This is a genomic window from Paenibacillus sp. 2TAF8 (genome assembly GCF_052114825.1).
Taxonomy (GTDB): domain Bacteria; phylum Bacillota; class Bacilli; order Paenibacillales; family Paenibacillaceae; genus Paenibacillus.
On the sequence record NZ_JBFRFN010000002.1, the window covers coordinates 526,063 to 542,932 of the forward strand.

11 protein-coding genes and 1 pseudogene are annotated in these 16,870 nt (G+C 44.7%); 4 read left to right on the forward strand and 8 right to left on the reverse strand.

The features are described from left to right. Positions 1-102: 102 nt before the first annotated feature. Positions 103-1,824 (reverse strand): assimilatory sulfite reductase (NADPH) hemoprotein subunit, encoded by a 1,722-nt coding sequence (gene cysI, locus AB4Z30_RS04330; protein WP_441923621.1) that lies wholly within the window; start codon positions 1,822-1,824, stop codon positions 103-105. Between the two features lie 53 nt (positions 1,825-1,877). Then, entirely contained in the window at positions 1,878-3,713 is a 1,836-nt protein-coding gene (locus AB4Z30_RS04335) for an assimilatory sulfite reductase (NADPH) flavoprotein subunit (protein WP_441924205.1), read from the reverse strand. A 916-nt stretch (positions 3,714-4,629) separates the two neighbouring features. On the opposite strand from AB4Z30_RS04335, the gene AB4Z30_RS04340 reads away from it, so the two are divergent. Beyond that, positions 4,630-5,415, forward strand: a complete 786-nt coding sequence (locus tag AB4Z30_RS04340; RefSeq protein ID WP_441923623.1) for a hypothetical protein — start codon at positions 4,630-4,632, stop codon at positions 5,413-5,415. A gap of 253 nt (positions 5,416-5,668) precedes the next feature. Here the strand turns inward: AB4Z30_RS04340 and AB4Z30_RS04345 are convergent, their stop codons facing one another. Both AB4Z30_RS04345 and AB4Z30_RS04350 read right to left on the reverse strand, forming a co-directional pair. Next, positions 5,669-9,082 (reverse strand): fibronectin type III domain-containing protein, encoded by a 3,414-nt coding sequence (locus tag AB4Z30_RS04345; RefSeq protein WP_441923625.1) that lies wholly within the window; start codon positions 9,080-9,082, stop codon positions 5,669-5,671. Positions 9,083-9,438: 356 nt separating this feature from the next. Further along, on the reverse strand, positions 9,439-10,995 hold the full coding sequence (locus tag AB4Z30_RS04350) for an ABC-F family ATP-binding cassette domain-containing protein (RefSeq protein ID WP_154958728.1): 1,557 nt from the start codon (positions 10,993-10,995) through the stop codon (positions 9,439-9,441). Between the two features lie 203 nt (positions 10,996-11,198). Between AB4Z30_RS04350 and AB4Z30_RS04355 the strand changes: the two genes are divergently transcribed. After that, positions 11,199-11,654: an SET domain-containing protein gene (locus tag AB4Z30_RS04355; RefSeq protein WP_441923627.1), complete on the forward strand. Its 456-nt coding sequence runs from the start codon at positions 11,199-11,201 to the stop codon at positions 11,652-11,654. Between the two features lie 394 nt (positions 11,655-12,048). On the opposite strand, the gene AB4Z30_RS04360 is transcribed toward AB4Z30_RS04355, so the two are convergent. From AB4Z30_RS04360 to AB4Z30_RS04370, 3 genes and pseudogenes are all read right to left on the reverse strand, one after another. Beyond that, entirely contained in the window at positions 12,049-12,963 is a 915-nt protein-coding gene (locus tag AB4Z30_RS04360; protein WP_441923629.1) for a phosphotransferase, read from the reverse strand. 240 nt (positions 12,964-13,203) lie between these two features. After that, positions 13,204-13,432, reverse strand: a pseudogene (locus AB4Z30_RS04365) (hypothetical protein); the annotation flags it as partial. Positions 13,433-13,617: 185 nt separating this feature from the next. After that, a complete protein-coding gene (locus AB4Z30_RS04370) occupies positions 13,618-14,226 on the reverse strand; it encodes a DUF1349 domain-containing protein (protein ID WP_441923631.1) in 609 nt (202 codons plus the stop codon). A gap of 175 nt (positions 14,227-14,401) precedes the next feature. Here AB4Z30_RS04370 and AB4Z30_RS04375 point away from each other — a divergent pair, with 175 nt between their 5' ends. Then, complete coding sequence (locus tag AB4Z30_RS04375) at positions 14,402-14,767, forward strand: iron-sulfur cluster biosynthesis family protein (protein WP_441923633.1); 366 nt, start codon at positions 14,402-14,404, stop codon at positions 14,765-14,767. Between the two features lie 822 nt (positions 14,768-15,589). Then, complete coding sequence (locus AB4Z30_RS04380) at positions 15,590-16,366, forward strand: M15 family metallopeptidase (RefSeq protein WP_441923635.1); 777 nt, start codon at positions 15,590-15,592, stop codon at positions 16,364-16,366. A 154-nt stretch (positions 16,367-16,520) separates the two neighbouring features. Here the strand turns inward: AB4Z30_RS04380 and AB4Z30_RS04385 are convergent, their stop codons facing one another. Continuing rightward, a complete protein-coding gene (locus AB4Z30_RS04385) occupies positions 16,521-16,763 on the reverse strand; it encodes a hypothetical protein (protein WP_441923637.1) in 243 nt (80 codons plus the stop codon). Positions 16,764-16,870: the final 107 nt, after the last annotated feature.

Here is a 16,870-nt window from a genome sequence, read left to right on the forward strand (position 1 = left end):
ATCGTGTTGCGTCTGGTTCAACAAGGTCATCCCTTCAAACCGATCGGCATCGAAGAAGCAAAAAGCACTCCATAAAGGAATGCTTCTCGGGTAAGTCATAAGTCAAGCGTGGAACTGTCTTCCGTCCAGCACTTCAGGTACATAACCAGCACGAATCAAGAAGTCTCCGAAATGCTCGCCTTCATTGCGCTCTTTGGCATATTGATTAATCATCGGAGTAAGTGTGTCCAGAATTTCATTTTCGCCGATGTTTTCGCGGTACAGTTTGTTCAGACGATGGCCTGTAAAGCTGCCACCAAGATAGAAATTGTACTTGCCTGGTGCTTTCCCGATAAAAGCAATCTCTGCCAGCATCGGTCTAGCGCACCCGTTCGGGCAACCTGTCATACGAATGACAATCTCCTCATCCCTCAGACCCGCTTCATCCAGCACAGGCTCGAGTTTGTCGATCAAGGATGGCAGATAACGTTCGGATTCGGCCATTGCAAGGCCGCAAGTCGGGAGTGCAACACAAGCCATGGAACTTCTGCGGAGTGCTGAATAATGAGCACCGTCCGTCAGATTATATTGCTGCATCAACGCTTCGATCTTTTTCTTTTTCTGACTGCTGATGTTACCGATAATCAGGTTTTGGTTTGCTGTCAGACGGAAGTCACCGTTGTGTATTTTGGCAATTTCACGCAAACCCGTCATGAGCGGATAACCGTCTACATCTTTTACCCGTCCATTCTGAATGAACAGCGTGTAATGCCATTTGCCGTTACTGCCCTTCACCCAGCCATAACGATCTCCGTTATGGTCAAAATGATATGCACGTGCCGATTCCAGACTCCACCCAAGACGGCTCGTTAACTCATCAACAAACCACTCCAGACCATGGTCATCGATTGTATATTTGAAACGCGCATGTTTACGAACCGCACGATCGCCGTAATCACGCTGAATCATAACCGTTTTCTCTGCAACATCAATCATGTGCTCCGGCGTGCAGAAGCCAATCACTTTGGAAATCTGTGGATACGTCTTTGAATCTCCGTGAGACATGCCCATCCCACCGCCGACGGACACGTTGAAACCTTGTAGTTTGCCGTTCTCTACAATGGCAATAAAACCGAGATCCTGTGAAAATACATCTACATCATTGGATGGTGGTACAGCGATACCAATTTTGAACTTACGCGGCAAGTAGACCTTGCCATAGATCGGTTCAACCTCTTCATCCGTATCCTGGGAGTCAATCACTTTCTCCCCATCAAGCCACAATTCATGATATGCGCGAGTACGCGGGTCCAGATGATTACTCACCTGACAAGCCCATTCGTATACTTCTGCATGTACTTCAGACTGGTTCGGATTCGGGTTGCACATCACGTTACGGTTAACATCTCCGCATGCAGCCAAGGTGCTGAGTAAGGAATCGTTGACTTCACGAATCGTATTTTTGAGATCCCATTTCAATACTCCGTGCAGTTGAAACGATTGGCGAGTGGTCAGACGGATCGTCTGATTCGCATATTTATGGGCAACACGATCCATCATCAACCATTGCTCCGGCGTTACGATACCACCGGAAGCACGAACGCGTAACATGAACTGATATGCTGGCTCCAGCTTGGATTTGTTACGCTCATTACGCAGGTCACGGTCATCCTGCATATAACTGCCATGATGTTTCATCAGACGGTTATCGTCTTCAGGAATCGCTCCAGTAATGCGGTCAGCCAGTGTCTCCGTGAGACTTCCGCGCAAATAATTGCTCTTGATCTTTATATCTTCCACATCGCTGTTGGTACGCTGCGGATTAAGTAAGTTATTATAAGCCATGCCGCTTTCTCCTCTCGTCTCTGCGGAATATAACCCTTCGGCTCAGCCTCAGATTAATACACATCCCGCTGATAACGTTTCTCCTGTTGCAACCGTGTCATGTATTCCGCAGCCTGTTCAGGCGACAAGCCGCCTTCCTGCTGTAGAATGGTAATCAGCGCTGCATGAACATCATGAGCCATTTTTTTCTCATCACCACAGATGTACACGCTCGCTCCCTCCTGGAGCCATTGGTACAATTCCTTGCTATGTTCCAGCATACGGTGCTGTACATATACTTTCTGTTCCGTATCACGGGAGAAGGCAACATCCATCTTGGTAAGCACGCCATCTCTGAGCCAACGCTGCCATTCAGTCTGGTAAAGGAAATCTGTAGCGAAATGCTGGTCCCCGTAGAACAGCCACGTTTTTCCTTCTGCACCCGTTTCTTCTCTTTCGCCAAGGAAGGAACGGAATGGAGCTACCCCTGTCCCAGGTCCAACCATAATGATCGGTGTGTCCGGGTTTTCAGGTAATTTGAAGTTCGGATTATGCTGAATATAGACTGGCAAGGTGTCACCTGCCTCGATTCGTTCAGCCAGATGCACCGAACATACGCCGTAACGTTCTCTTCCACGTGCTTCATACCTTACAGTGCGCACCGTCAGATGAACCTCGTCGGGGAAGGACTTTGAGCTGCTCGCAATGGAATACAGGCGTGCTGGTATTTTACGCAGAACCGCCAGAAATTGTCCGGCTGGAATACCTTTCAGCGCGTAATCCTGAACCACATCGAGCAGATCGCAGGTGTTCATGACTTTACGAAATTCAGAATCATTGGCAACCAATGCTGTTAATTCGTTTCCTGGACTCAACTTGGCGAGTTGCTCCGCGACCGGTTTGGTTACAGATGTAATCTCGTAATGACGCAGAAGTGCTTCATAGACCGATACCTGATCTCCATTCTTGTTTACCGTAACACGTTCGTCTGCACTCCACCCCATAGCTGCAATCAATTCATCTACGAGACGCGGATGATTCTCCGGGAAAACACCGAGACTGTCGCCCGGCTCATAATCCAGATTGGAGCCTTCCAAAGACAGCTCAATATGGCGTGTCTCACGATCTGATCCTCGGCCATTCAGGTTGAGATTTTCAAGAACCTCAGCCTTGAACGGATTCGTGCGATTAAATTCAGACTCACCGCTGCTTACTGCAGCTGTGATCGTTTCACTAGTAACCGTACCGGCAACCGCTGGTGTGCTGCTAAGCGAAGCAAGTACATCATTCATCCACGCTGCCGCTGGCTCGTCAAAATCAACATCACAGTCCACTCGCGGAACCAACGCTGTGCCGCCCAGTTCCTGTAGTCGTTTATCAAAATCCTTACCTGTCTGGCAAAAGAATTCGTAAGAAGTATCTCCCAGTGCCAGTACGGAATAACGAAGTCCATCCAGCTTTGGAGCGCGCTTGCTATTTAAAAATTCATGAAACGGGATCGCATTATCCGGCGGTTCGCCTTCTCCATGTGTGCTGACCACGATCAGGAGATTTTCAATTTTCTTCAGTCCGTTCGGTTTGAAATCCCCCATGGATGACAAGGTCACCTGAAGCCCCTGTTCTTCCAGCTTCTTTCCGAGTTTTTTCGACAGTCCGATTGAATTTCCTGTCTGTGAACCATACAGTACAGTAACCTCACGGGAAACAGCTGGAGCACCAACCGGAGCAGCTACCGCAGTTGCTTCAGCTTGCCCAACCGGATTGATCTGTGTTGTTGCCGCACCGGCTTGAAAAGCTGCAATATATCCGCCAAGCCAGATTCTTTGTCCGTCCGTCAATGTAGGAATAAGTCGATTGAGCAATTCAACTTGCTCTTGATTAAAAGGACTATTTGTCACTTGAAGTTCCACCATCTGCCACCTCACGCATTGCTTCAATTTTAATTCCTACTAAAATGATCAAATTAATTTCTTCTCTCTAGAACCTAACACACCGGGGGGTTAGGGTCAATTTCAATGATTTTATACCATTTATCAGTTTCTCTGATAAAGGAACAAAACGTTCGAATTTACGGTTTGGACTTGCGACACCAGCAACCGACAATGAACAGCAAAAAAAGCTTGCTTTGACCTGAAGTCAGGTTAAGCAAGCAGTGCCTTTATAGAGTATCTTAAACTGTTTGTGGGTTCGAGTTTCATCATCTGTATATATTGCTGATTGCTTGATTAAAAAAATAGGGAATGATCAGCTTATGCAAGATGAAATCTGTAAATGCAAAGACTGTATTCCAAAAACCTACGGACAGGGAACACTTGTGTATTAAACAGCAGAAAATATTTTAGATTTGCTATCAATATCCAATTGCGATAAATCTGAACATAAGGATTTAGAGGGTATATTGAAGCAAATGTTACATAGATTGATGTTATTTGTCCGCTATCACCAATCTCAACAACCATAGCCAAAGTTGTAATTTGACAAGAGATAAGATTCTTTTGAAGAATATGCGCGTAGAACTAAGTTGTATTATAATTTTATTGATGCCCCATCATCGTCTATAAATATTTATGAATTAAACGAAAGTCAATATTCAGCAATCATTGAAGATTATTATGATTGGTTTAAAAGAACCGAATTACAACAAACGTGTTTTGAACCAATGTCTCACAAATAGATGTTGGGTTATTTGATTTATCACAAATACAGCATAAATATTGAGATAAAAAAGATTGACAGTATGAGCTATTATTTTATGCAATATGTTTGACCAATGGTAAATTAAGTTATATAATGTTATATAATGGAATAAAAAGAAGGAGGTCAAGCATGTCTAGTACATTATACTATCATGGCAAACTAGACTCTGCGGTTAAACTTCTTAGAATGGCATATGGATTCGATAACTGGCATGAAGTCCTTAGATTATCTGAAGATTTATATGAAGATTCGTTGCAAGCTTATAATATGCAAATGATATCAGCAGATACCATCTTACATACAAAAAGAACTATAATTTATTATATAGGTTACGCATTATTGATGCAGGGAATTGCGTACCAAAAACTTTCTGAATTTGACAAGTCAAGGGAGTGTATTCTTAAATATGGTGATTTTGGCTGGGTTGTTAACCCTGATGATGAAGCCCAATCAGAGATTGAGTTTTATGCCAATACATCAAAACTCAATCTCATAGTGTTGGATTTGTTAGAGGGTATAAATGATAACATAGGTAAATACATCTCTTTTATACAAGAGAATCGTGAAGAAACCACTGCTGGATTACTAACACTATTAGAAGCTAACCGCATTAATGATTTACAGGTTAGCGACTACCAGCTTATGTTTGAAGAACATGCTAGTGAGAGTGTAAGAGAATCTATACGACAAGAAGACATGCCAGCATATTTAAAGTACATGTACGAGTACGCACTATATAAGATTAGAACGTCTGATCAGGAGACTGCAATTAATAATATACTGGAGTGTTTAGCAATATCGTCTAAAATTAGTAACGATAAGTCCATTAAATATGTCTCTTTGTTTGAGAAGCTAAGAGACTACGCTACATTATCTCAGATAGATAAGTACAAAAATATACTAGAGGGGATATGAATGAATATGAAACACAGAGTTATAAATCTATTGCTGTTGACTATTATTTTTTCAGATCCGATTATTCAAGTTTTAAACCATGGAACAGGACATTAAAGCCGCTAAAATAGCGGCTTTTTTATTTCCCAACCCGATATATTTGCACTTTGTACATTGACATAAAGTCCCCTACCAAAATGACACAAAGTTCTCTTCTTTCATCTAACGATGCAAAAAGCCAAAATTAGATGTTGGCAGAATAGTTGTATATAGGTTATTTTTTCTTCCCTGGCTCTCCGCCTGAATTACCGCCTGGATCAGGTTTCTCAACAGGTTTTACAATCATGATCCAGCTGATCATCGGGTCCTGCGATGCCGTATTACGCACTGTGATATCCAGCTTGCCATTGGACACTTCTATACCTTTATGAGCTCGAACACTCGCAGGTGTAAACGTGACTGAACCGGTATTTGTACCGTTAATAAGGAAATCCGCCCGGCGTGAAGTATTTGTCCACGGATCATTGAATCCCGCATACACGTCATATTTTCCGTTCATCACATCAAAGCTATAGGTCAGATCCTTCCCTTTGGGTGAGTTGCTAACATTACCGCCATTCAGATAGCGCACCGTCGAGAATATATCTCCACCGTTCGAACCGGAAGGCAATGCTTCCGCACTGACATATCCCCATGATGATTGTCCTTCGCCCGGAGCATACATCTGATCTACAATTCCCGAGTGCAAAAGCGTATCCTTCATATACTTACTCATCAGCTTGTAATCCGCCGTCTCATCCCCCCCGCTGTTCACAAAATATAACGTGTTTTCGGGGATGACATATACACGAACCGCCTGTGTCTTATTGTTAAATTCCGGTGTCGTGATCTGTAGTGTAAGCGGCCCTGGCTTCGCAAAATCTTCTTTTGTCATCGCCCGATGATTAATCGTCCAAACGGCTGGCGTTGACACCAGATTACTACCATCACGTACCTTCACTGTAGACGGCAGGACGGGTACCTCTCCAAGCTTCACGGTTTCTGGCAACTTATCTGCGATATCTACCTTGCCCATCGAATGAAGCAAATCAGGTGTCCAGCTGTTATACCACTTGATGGCAATGTCTGAACCTATACCAAACTCAATTGGCAAAAATACATACTTGGCTCCATCATTCGCAAAGTTTCCTCCATTCCAGGTGTCTCCCACATAAATAAACTTGCCCTTTTCCGGGTCAACCGGGATGACCGAAGTCGTCTGTGTGCCAAATGCCTTGCCAGGATCAGGATCACTCGGCAACGTGCGCACAAACGGATTCGTCATCGCCGACCAAGGTCCAAAGATATGATCCGCAACCGTGAACTTATTTTCATTGGGAGCCCAGCCTGAAGCACCTGAGGTTAATATATAATATTTCCCCTGGTACTTGAACATCGCTGGTGCCTCTCGTTGTCCACCGGGGAATACCCGCACATAGTCTACACCGTATTCGGCTTGATACGTCGTATCCCGAACCGGATTGCCTTTATCATCTTTGCGCCCTTCCTTATGCCAGCCTGTGACGTCACTATAATCCTCAGTCAGTTTGGAGATGTACAGTGTCAGATTTTCCTCACTGGAATAAATGAGATAACCGGTGCCATCATCATCTTTGAACAATGTCATATCACGAGCCATGCCCCGATCATTGGGGAAATAATCTTTCWCCCCTTCAGGGGCCAGATCCATGCGGTAACTTTTCTGATATACAAAAGGTCCAGTCGGGGAGTCACTGATGGCATATCCAGCCTTTGCTTTACCGTAATTTGCATTATCGTTATAGGGATCTTTATCTCCATCCATATGTGCCCACATCACATATTTCTTCGTTTTATCATTGTAAATCACCTTCGGTCGCTCGATGATCCGTCCTTTGCGAATATCTGCCCAGATATCTACACGATCCTCGCGTCCAGCATACAATTCCTTAATGAGCGGGTTCGTATCAAAATCATCCATCGATTGCAACATCGTAAGTGCCATGCCTTCGTCGGTCCAGTTCAGCAGATCTTTGGAGGCGTATACGCGTATACCCACAGCCGGCCAGCCGCCCGTATGGTACTCTCCATACCAATAATACTTTTCTGTCTTTTCATCGTAAAAGAACCCTGCGCCATGGGCATCAATCGGCTTCCCGTTCTGATCGGGCCATAACTGGCCTGGCGTAAAACTGGTGCGAACCGTGGATACACCCAGYGGTGCAGACACAGGTGTATCCTTCCCATCTACTTTGGCTTGGATTGTGTAAAAGTAACCAGTGCCCGTCGTTAAACCTTCATCATTCAACGTCGTTGCACTCCCTGTATAGACTGGCTGGTATGTGCCAGCAGCACTCGTTGCCCTCGATACGGTGTAAGAAACGTCAGATTCATCAGATCCAGGCAGTGCATTCCACTCCAAAGAGACCGACTTATCCGTCACAGCAGCAATCGTGAATCCTGAAGGAGAGTCTGTTGCATACGTTTGGGATTCTGCCTCACGATACGCTGATTCGCCAGCAGCATTATACGCGGTCACACGATAAATGTAGCCTTTGCCCGCCTCAAGACCCTGATCGGTGAACGTTAACGCCTTACCGTCGTATATCTGTTCATATAACTGTGTTCCTTGTTCAGCGCGAACAATACGATAACCACTTGCCTTATTCACACCACTCCAGGTCAATTGCATGCTTGTCGCTGACAAAGCCGATGCTTTGAGATCAACCGGAGACTGCGGAGTCTCGGCAGCCGTTTTAACTTCGATTGGAGCAGACCACTGCGACTCGGTTAATCCCCCATAGTCATAAGCAAGTCTGTAGTAATAAAGCGCATCCGAGCTTAACCCTTCGTCGACATAACTCGTTGATGTCATCTGATTAACAAGGGAGTACCCGCCTTCCAACGTGTTCGAGCGATACAAGCGATACCCTGATGCCCCTTCAATCTCAGACCAATGTAAAGAAACGGATGATGCCGTCTCCCCATCACTTGTCAGCACCGTTTCGTTCACTCGCGGCGGTTCCGCAATCATTACATCATCAATATGTACGGTCTGCCACTTATTTCGAATGCCAACAGTGCCTGTTGTTATCGACGTATCGTTTAGATCAAAGACCAAACGATCCATTCCATTTTCGACAATGTAACCACGGATGGAGGTGCCTGAAAGCACCACTTTAAGTATATACCACGTATTTTTACTGAACGTATAATCCACTGACTCGAGCGTGGTATCTGTACCGTTTACTTTTTTGCTGAAAACCAGTTTATTGGTGGGAACATGCATCTGATAATAATAGTAATTATTCTTGTCCTGGAAACGTGGCAAAATGCCGGGAAACCCCTCACCTGCTCCAGTATAAAAACGCATCGACACCGTCTTATCCGCTATGGAATCTCCGGTCATGATTAAGCCTTCATCGGTACCATTTTGATAAAGAACCATGTTAGTTGCATCCGTGAGATCTGGTTTTATTTCCCAGTTTCCTGAGATGACCTGCCATTCAGGTGAGGCAGTATAGTCTCCATCGGAAAAATCATCTTGTGTCCACAATCCAGGAATAAGAGGTGTATCAGCATGAACCTTGTTCGGGTACATCAAAGGCCCTGAAGATAATACCAGTGCTGCGGATAAGATAATCACAATCGGTTTCCTCAGTTTATCCAATATCGATTCGCTCCTTTGTATTAGAAGATACAAGTTCAATGAAATCGGTTTCATACAGACACAAAAAAAGCCCTGTTTTCTCTGCCAAGTGCAATATCGAACGTTACGAAGCAACGTATCTTTCTTGCCATGCCATAAACCAGGGTTCTCTATCACTTGATGTAACCGCTTTCTAAAATTAGAATATCGTTTGCTATTGAGGCTGTCAACCATTCTTTGGTCCCATTTCCCCCTCTCTCTAATATGACAAAAAACGCGTATTCACCTGCTAAGTGCAAGCGAATACGCGCCCTTGTCTTAATCAAGATCAAATCTTGATTGCCTTTGTTAAACAGCTTATTTTTTAATTGCCTATTTTAGAATACTTTTGTCGTCCAGGATTCACAGTTCCATGTGTCTGTCACGACATCACGGTAAAACTCAGGTTCGTGTGAGATCAGCAGTATGCTGCCTTTGTACGCTTGAAGCGCACGTTTCAACTCATCCTTCGCATCCACGTCCAAGTGGTTCGTCGGCTCATCGAGCACCAGCAGGTTGGTTTCATTGTTGATTAGCTTACAAAGACGTACTTTCGCTTTCTCGCCACCACTGAGGACTGCAACCTTGCTCTCGATATGTTTGGTGGTAAGTCCACACTTCGCCAGGGCCGCACGCACTTCGAACTGGGTATAGGAAGGGAACTCCTGCCAGATTTCTTCAATACATGTATTGTAATTGGCATCCTTCATCTCTTGTTGGAAGTATCCGATTTCCAAGTGCTCACCGCGCTGGACATTACCTTCCAAAGGCTGAATTTCCCCTAAGATGCTACGCATCAGCGTTGTTTTACCGATACCATTTGCACCGACCAGAGCGATTTTCTGACCGCGCTCCATCCGAAGATCAAGCGGTCTGGACAATGGTTCATTATATCCAATGACCAGGCCTTTGGTTTCAAAAATAAGCTTGCCAGACGTTCTTGCATCGCGGAAGTTGAACTGTGGCTTCGGTTTCTCCTTGGCCATCTCAATCACGTCCATCTTGTCGAGCTTTTTCTGTCTGGACATCGCCATGTTACGTGTTGCTACGCTTGCTTTGTTACGCGCTACGAAGTCTTTCAGGTCGGCAATCTCTTGCTGTTGACGCTTGTACGCCGACTCCAGTTGTTGCTTTTTCATCTCGTAGACTTCCTGGAAGTGGTTGTAGTCGCCAACATAACGTGTCAGATCCTGATTTTCCATGTGGTAAATAAGATTGATTACGCTATTAAGGAATGGAATATCGTGCGAGATGAGGATAAATGCATTCTCATATTCCTGCAGATAACGTTTCAGCCACTCAATATGCTGTTCATCCAAATAGTTCGTCGGCTCGTCGAGGAGAAGAATATCCGGTTTTTCCAGCAACAGTTTGGCGAGCAATACTTTCGTCCGCTGTCCTCCGCTCAGGTCGTTAACGTCCTTGTCCAGACCGATGTCGGTCAAACCCAAACCACGCGCAGTTTCGTCGACTTTAGCATCGATCATGTAAAAGTCCTGGTTCGTCAGCGTATCCTGAATTGTACCTACATCCTCCAGTAACTGCTCCAGTTCCTCGGGCGTAACATCGCCCATTTTGCCATACATGTCGTTCATTTCCTGTTCCATGTCGAACAGGTATTGGAAGGCGCCGCGCAGCACATCGCGGATCGATTGTCCTTTGCTCAGCACCGCATGCTGGTCAAGATAACCTACACGCATACGCTTCGACCATTCCACTTTGCCCTCATCCGGCTGAAGTTTACCTGTAATGATATTCATGAAGGTGGATTTACCTTCTCCATTCGCCCCGATCAGCCCAATGTGCTCACCCTTTAGCAGGCGGAATGAAACGTTGTTAAAGATAGCACGGTCACCAAAACCGTGACTTAATTTTTCTACATTTAATATGCTCATTCATGACACCTTTTCTATATAGACTTAATTCTTTGTATATTATAAGCGTTATCTCCCGCACAACTCAACGTCCTATTTTAAAATTAATCCTAAAAATGATGTTCCATTTGCCTTATCCCGGCGTATGCGGTAAAATTTTGCCTTAAACGAAGTACAACCATATTATAGAACGGAGCTCTCAGCGAGAGCATCAGGTGAATGTCATGATTGAAGTAAAACAGTCCAAACTGGGTGACGGCGGTGAGTTTAACCGGGGAGTATTTGCTAAAGTTGATATTGCCAAAGGCCAGCTCATCCATCAGGCACCCGTTGTGCCTTACCCGAATGAAGATCACGAACATATTGAAAAAACAATTTTGGAGGATTACGTCTTCGAATACGGAGCTAATCATACTGCAATCCTGTTGGGATACGGCAGTCTGATTAATCACTCCTATGAGCCGAATGCCACGTATGATATTAATTTTGAAAATCACACCTTTGATTTCTATGCGTATAAAGACATCAAAGCGGGCGAGGAAATCCTCATTAACTATAACGGTGAGGAAGACAATATGGACCCGCTATGGTTCCTGGATGATTACGAAGAACGTATGCGTGAAATACAGGACAAGGAAGAACTAGAGGCTGAGCGCACTCAGGAATCAGAACAGAAGTGACCTGACCAATGCAGAGGCAAATTTATTTGAAATGTATACAACGCCACCACTAACCGCTCATCGAGCCATCCTATGAAAAGAACGAGCTTGAGCATTCTCTGCAAGAATACAATATTCTTATAGCTGTCTCATGAGCATTCCATTGAGTGTAACACGATTAAACATTAAGGCTATGTTAAATTCAAATGTTGGTATTTGACCATAAGATAACCGCCTTTGTTGAAAAGGCGGTTTATTTCAATCGTTTCCCGTCATCGCAACGACTTACTCTGTTGAATTTCGTGTTCCTCGATGTAAAGCGGTGTCTAAGGAGGCAGATCGTACCTTATCGCGACTTTAAACGCCTGAATGGTGCCGATAGCTATAGCCCCATAGCCAGAACGGAATAATGAGCCTAATCCGATAGTGCCCGCATGATGTTGGATTTCGCCTCTGCCGCAATCGTCTCATTCCCGTCATCGATTGCTTGCATTAAGATCAGTAGGGGTATGTATACCGCGATCAGCCGCGCCAGCAGCTTCGTTTCCTCGTCCGCTCCTCCGTACGTTTCGAAAAACACGTCGCGAGCGTAAGGTGGTAAAAAGCTATAAGCAATGCTCAAATCGCAAGCCGGATGACCTACGCTCAGATCACCCCAATCTATGATGCCGGAAACGATCCCGTTCTCATTCACAAGCATATTTTTAAAATGAAGATCTCCATGTAGCAGTGTATTCACCGGCTCGACACGGTCATTTTGCAGCCTGCTAATATACGCTTTGATTACACCGAACTCATCCGGCGTCAAATGTTCAACCACCTTCGATAGAAAACCCTCCATTTTTACTTTGCGCGATGCGATGTCCGTCAAGTTTCGATGATCTTGCTGAACTCCGCACTTCAGCGCCGCCTGCACCGGAAACTCATGCAATCTCCGCAAAAATTTCGCCAGCGTCTCTGCCGATAAAGCCCGGCATTCTTCCGTCAAACCGATTGGGAAATCTCCTGGCACGTGGGCATAGCCAAGAAATGGTGCCGGGTATTCGTCACTTGCTTCGCCAAAGAACAACGGTTTCGGATAGGGGATGGTCATATAAGCTTCCAGCTTCGGCAGCAGCTTCCCTTCCATACGAATCGCGCCAACTGCAAACGTTCTTCTTGGAAACCGGAACACATACTCGTCACCGATGAGAAAAACCGTATTGTCCCAGCCCCAACCCAATCGCTTCACTTCCTTCGATGATAGCTGAGGAAATTGTCTGCCGATCAGCGTCCGCGCCTGCTCTTCGTTAACCTCCCACTCCGCATCCCATACATTCGTTCCTCCCATGAATTGTCTGCCTCCTCGTTTCTTATGTTATTTAGATGTTTACCTGCCCTGAAAGTTGCGCATAACTGCCTGTTAGCTTAACAAAAAGAAGTAGAAACCGAAGTTTGATATTCCTGTTGGTCACAGTAAACAGGTACGATTTGATCAACATATTTTCTTATTCGATGCGGTATTCTCATAGTCCTTGCTGTCTAAGTAACGAAACCACGCCAAGTAATTCTTCAAATACTTTGTTGTAATACCATATCGAACAACAGAATGGTTTTTGCAATGCGGGCAAACAAGTCCATCTTTATGCCCTTATGCTCTTGAATTTTCATCAATCGCTTGAACTGAAAGTGCCACTCCTTGGTTCAGGACTGCAAAAAGAACTCGCTTACCCATTATCGTCCAACGTATCAGCAAGCTTTTTCTGTTTCTTTAAATCCCTGGGCAAACCATCTCCGAACAGTACAGCAAAGTTTAACATAGTCAACACTATAATTATAAGAAGCAGGTTTCCTGTAGAGGATACCTGCTTCTTTTGATTTTTTGGATATTTTCAATGCGATAGGATCTATTGTGATCTATTGTTCAGCCTGCGACTCATATCCTTCTTACCTTTTAGATGCACGGCTTCCTTCTAAGGAGTGTGTCCCAGTTAATCTCACGCGTTCACTCGTAAATTGGTGGATCGGTATGCAAGTCTTCGTCTGGTGCAGTATAGGCCCATCTTGTAAAAGCAACCTCAAACCCTGCCCGTTTGGGTGAGCAAAGGAACGGCCCTGCTTGCTTGTCCGCAGGATAAGCAAACCTCGCCACCCGGATGGTACGCCATGGATGTTCGTCTGTACGCGCACGAATGACAACGGATTCCTGATGGTATGATGCACGAATGGTAACAATTCGACCTCCCCATTCAGGCACGGGTGACAGCGACCAATCCGAGAATTGATCTGTGACAACAGCACCCACATGCGCAATACCATCGTTGACTTCCACCCCGGCTTTAATCCACTGATGCTCTCCATGCCACAACATGAGTCCCGCCTGATCATATAATTCTGTAAAGGAACTTAGATCAAACGAAACTTCAACAGCCTCCACACCATCCCACGGTGCAAGCAATGCATGCCCATTCCGATGGCAGAAGCCATAGAACGTCTCTTCCCAAAAATCACTGCCCTCTTGCGCCTGTACAGTCAATCTCTCCCCGTCATGTTGAGTATGAGCAGGCTCGGTTGTCCATTTGCCTTCGTTAATCTGAACAAAGTTTGATGACATCGTCAATTTCATCCTTTCTTCAATAATGAATTTATATTTCGTTTATTTCCTATTCGACATTTCCTGTAGATTTACCTCGTGTGATTTATTTTTCGACAAGGTGGTATAATGGCATAAGAAGCACAGTGAATCTTTTTTCATTTCGAACGAACTTATATAAAAAGGAGTGCAGACCATGCATATTCAAATTACAGATCTGGCAGCGAAACGTTTAACAGCATGTTTGAATGACCAACCCGGTTATTTCAAAGTATTTTATGATATGGAAGGCTGCGGATGTAATGGTGTTGTCGTGCTGCTGATTGTGGATGAACTGGCAGCTCTGGATGAGCAGATTGAAACCAATTTTGTTCCCTTCTACGTTGACCCTAAGCACCAGCTAAACCTGGAATCCAGCATGAAACTGGATGCACAAGAGAACTATCCCGCCTTTACGCTCAGCAGTGACTCTGGAGCAATCAGCAATAACCTACGCCTTCGTGATGCACGCGCTGCCGCTGTAGGGACACCTAGTGCGGTTAATGCTTGCACACTATCATAATCGACAGGTAAGCAGAGCATCCTTGTGCTTGGATGAAGCATCAATCTCGAAAAAGGCATGTTTTTTTCAGGATTTAGACTTATCTAACCACCCCCAATCCAAAGGCTACTGCCTGCTGTATCTGCACAAAGGTTTTTCTAGCTTACTCTAGCACTTCATGCTTGGCTCGAATTCTAACGATCATGAGGAACCTTATTTCGCCTAAAATCAATGGTTTGGAAACCTAACGATCACCAGTAACGTTATTTAGCCAGAAAACGGCCTTTGAAGCTGACAAACGGACTATCTCCCCAAAATAAGCGCTCTGGTGATCGTTACAATTTCAAAACACGAAAAAAACGGCAAATAACGTCTCTGGTGATCGTTAGATTTTTTTGCATAAGCCAGCACTACTTTTTTCCCCATTTACACTCGCTACTCTTACATCATCTCCTCTGCCGTTGTCCCAACCTGAACTCCTGCTACCCAGTTATTCATTCTCATTCCCCAACTCACTCTGGCCTACACTTTATCCCACTTCTACTTCTACTTCTACTTATACTTCTACCTCCTTGTAACTTCTTGTACTTCTCGTACTTCTCGTACTTCTTGTACTTCTTGTACTAGTTGTACTTCTTCTACTCGTTATATTCCTAATTCATCTTCGTTCACTTCTACTCTTATTTGGCTCCTATCATTATCCCTTTGGACAGTACCTCATTATGAAAAAAATGATTCTAGCAAACTTTGTTTACAAGTCGGAAACATTTGGAGAACCTATGGATATAATCCTCCGGTATACTTGGTTTATAGATTAATATATTCCAAGGAGGAACCCACATCATGTCATCATTTACTCGCAAATCCATCATATCGACGCTTCTCTTAGGCTCAGTGCTTGCGGGTACTGCCTTTACTACACTACCTGTCAGCCAAATGCTCAATCCGGTGGCTTCTGCGGCAAGCTCAAGCTTCTCTCAATTTCTGCAAGATAACGCCCCAAGCCGCACGATCACGACCTCTAGCAAGGGTGTTGCTACCGTAACGAATCTTTCCAGCACCGTTGTACTAGTGAATAAAAAGAGAAACCTGCCGTCCACTTACGAACCGAAAGATCTGGTCGTTCCTAACATCCCATTCAGCTTCTCCGGCTCCAGTCCGAAGAAACAGATGCGTAAAGTCGCAGCAACAGCAATTGAGAAGTTGTTTGCCGCCGCCAAAAAAGACGGTATTGATATCAAAGCCGTTTCCGGCTATCGTTCTTACGCCACGCAAAAATCAATCTTTGACCGCAATGCCAGCGTTAAAGGCGAAGCTGTCGCCAACAAAACTAGCGCCCGCCCAGGACAGAGTGAGCATCAAACCGGACTCGCCATGGATATTTCCAGCGCTTCAGCCGGTTATGATCTGCAGCAAAGCTTTGGCAACACCAAAGAAGGCAAATGGCTGAAAGCCAATGCCCACAAATACGGCTTTATCATCCGTTACGGCAAAGATCAAGAGAAATTGACCGGATATTCATACGAACCATGGCATGTCCGGTATGTCGGTATCTATATCGCTGGCGAGATCACAAGTCAAAAACTGACACTCGAGCAATATCTGGAACGTGCGAAATAGAAATTAACTTGATACGGAACTTGTTCAGTTTTGCTTGATTCTGTTCACACATGTTGCTCATCCAAACTTTTGATAAAATAAACCCGGAGAACGGGGCAAAATAGCCCCTTCTCCAATTAAAGTCCATTGGTCCTTAACGGTAAATTTAAACTTTTCAAACTCCGGCAATACGCCGAATCAAAGGTGGCAACCGTTTTACACCTTCGGTACCTGCCCATGAGCTTGCGCCTGCCAGCAAATCATTATGACACAGATAAAGGGCCACATTGTACACCAGATAACCCAGTATGAGCTCCACAACCACAAACTTTTTCAGGGTAGAGGATTTGACGATATACACCCGGAACTCATGATGGTGCAGCCGTGCTAATTTTAATCTATGGATGAACGATATCATGACTCACCTCTGCTGTTTTCTACTAGCGTATGGCGAGTACATCTTGTCTTATTCAAAAATAATACTTACATAAAGTAATTAAGTATGTTATATTCACTTTAAGAGCA

Excerpts from the sequence above, each read along its gene's own strand:
- cysI (WP_441923621.1), bottom strand. The coding sequence starts at position 1,824 with ATGGCTTATAATAACTTACTTAATCCGCAGCGTACCAACAGCGATGTG.
- AB4Z30_RS04340 (WP_441923623.1), top strand. The coding sequence starts at position 4,630 with ATGTCTAGTACATTATACTATCATGGCAAACTAGACTCTGCGGTTAAA.
- AB4Z30_RS04350 (WP_154958728.1), bottom strand. The coding sequence starts at position 10,995 with ATGAGCATATTAAATGTAGAAAAATTAAGTCACGGTTTTGGTGACCGT.
- AB4Z30_RS04355 (WP_441923627.1), top strand. The coding sequence starts at position 11,199 with ATGATTGAAGTAAAACAGTCCAAACTGGGTGACGGCGGTGAGTTTAAC.
- AB4Z30_RS04360 (WP_441923629.1), bottom strand. The coding sequence starts at position 12,963 with ATGGGAGGAACGAATGTATGGGATGCGGAGTGGGAGGTTAACGAAGAG.
- AB4Z30_RS04370 (WP_441923631.1), bottom strand. The coding sequence starts at position 14,226 with ATGTCATCAAACTTTGTTCAGATTAACGAAGGCAAATGGACAACCGAG.
- AB4Z30_RS04375 (WP_441923633.1), top strand. The coding sequence starts at position 14,402 with ATGCATATTCAAATTACAGATCTGGCAGCGAAACGTTTAACAGCATGT.
- AB4Z30_RS04380 (WP_441923635.1), top strand. The coding sequence starts at position 15,590 with ATGTCATCATTTACTCGCAAATCCATCATATCGACGCTTCTCTTAGGC.
- AB4Z30_RS04385 (WP_441923637.1), bottom strand. The coding sequence starts at position 16,763 with ATGATATCGTTCATCCATAGATTAAAATTAGCACGGCTGCACCATCAT.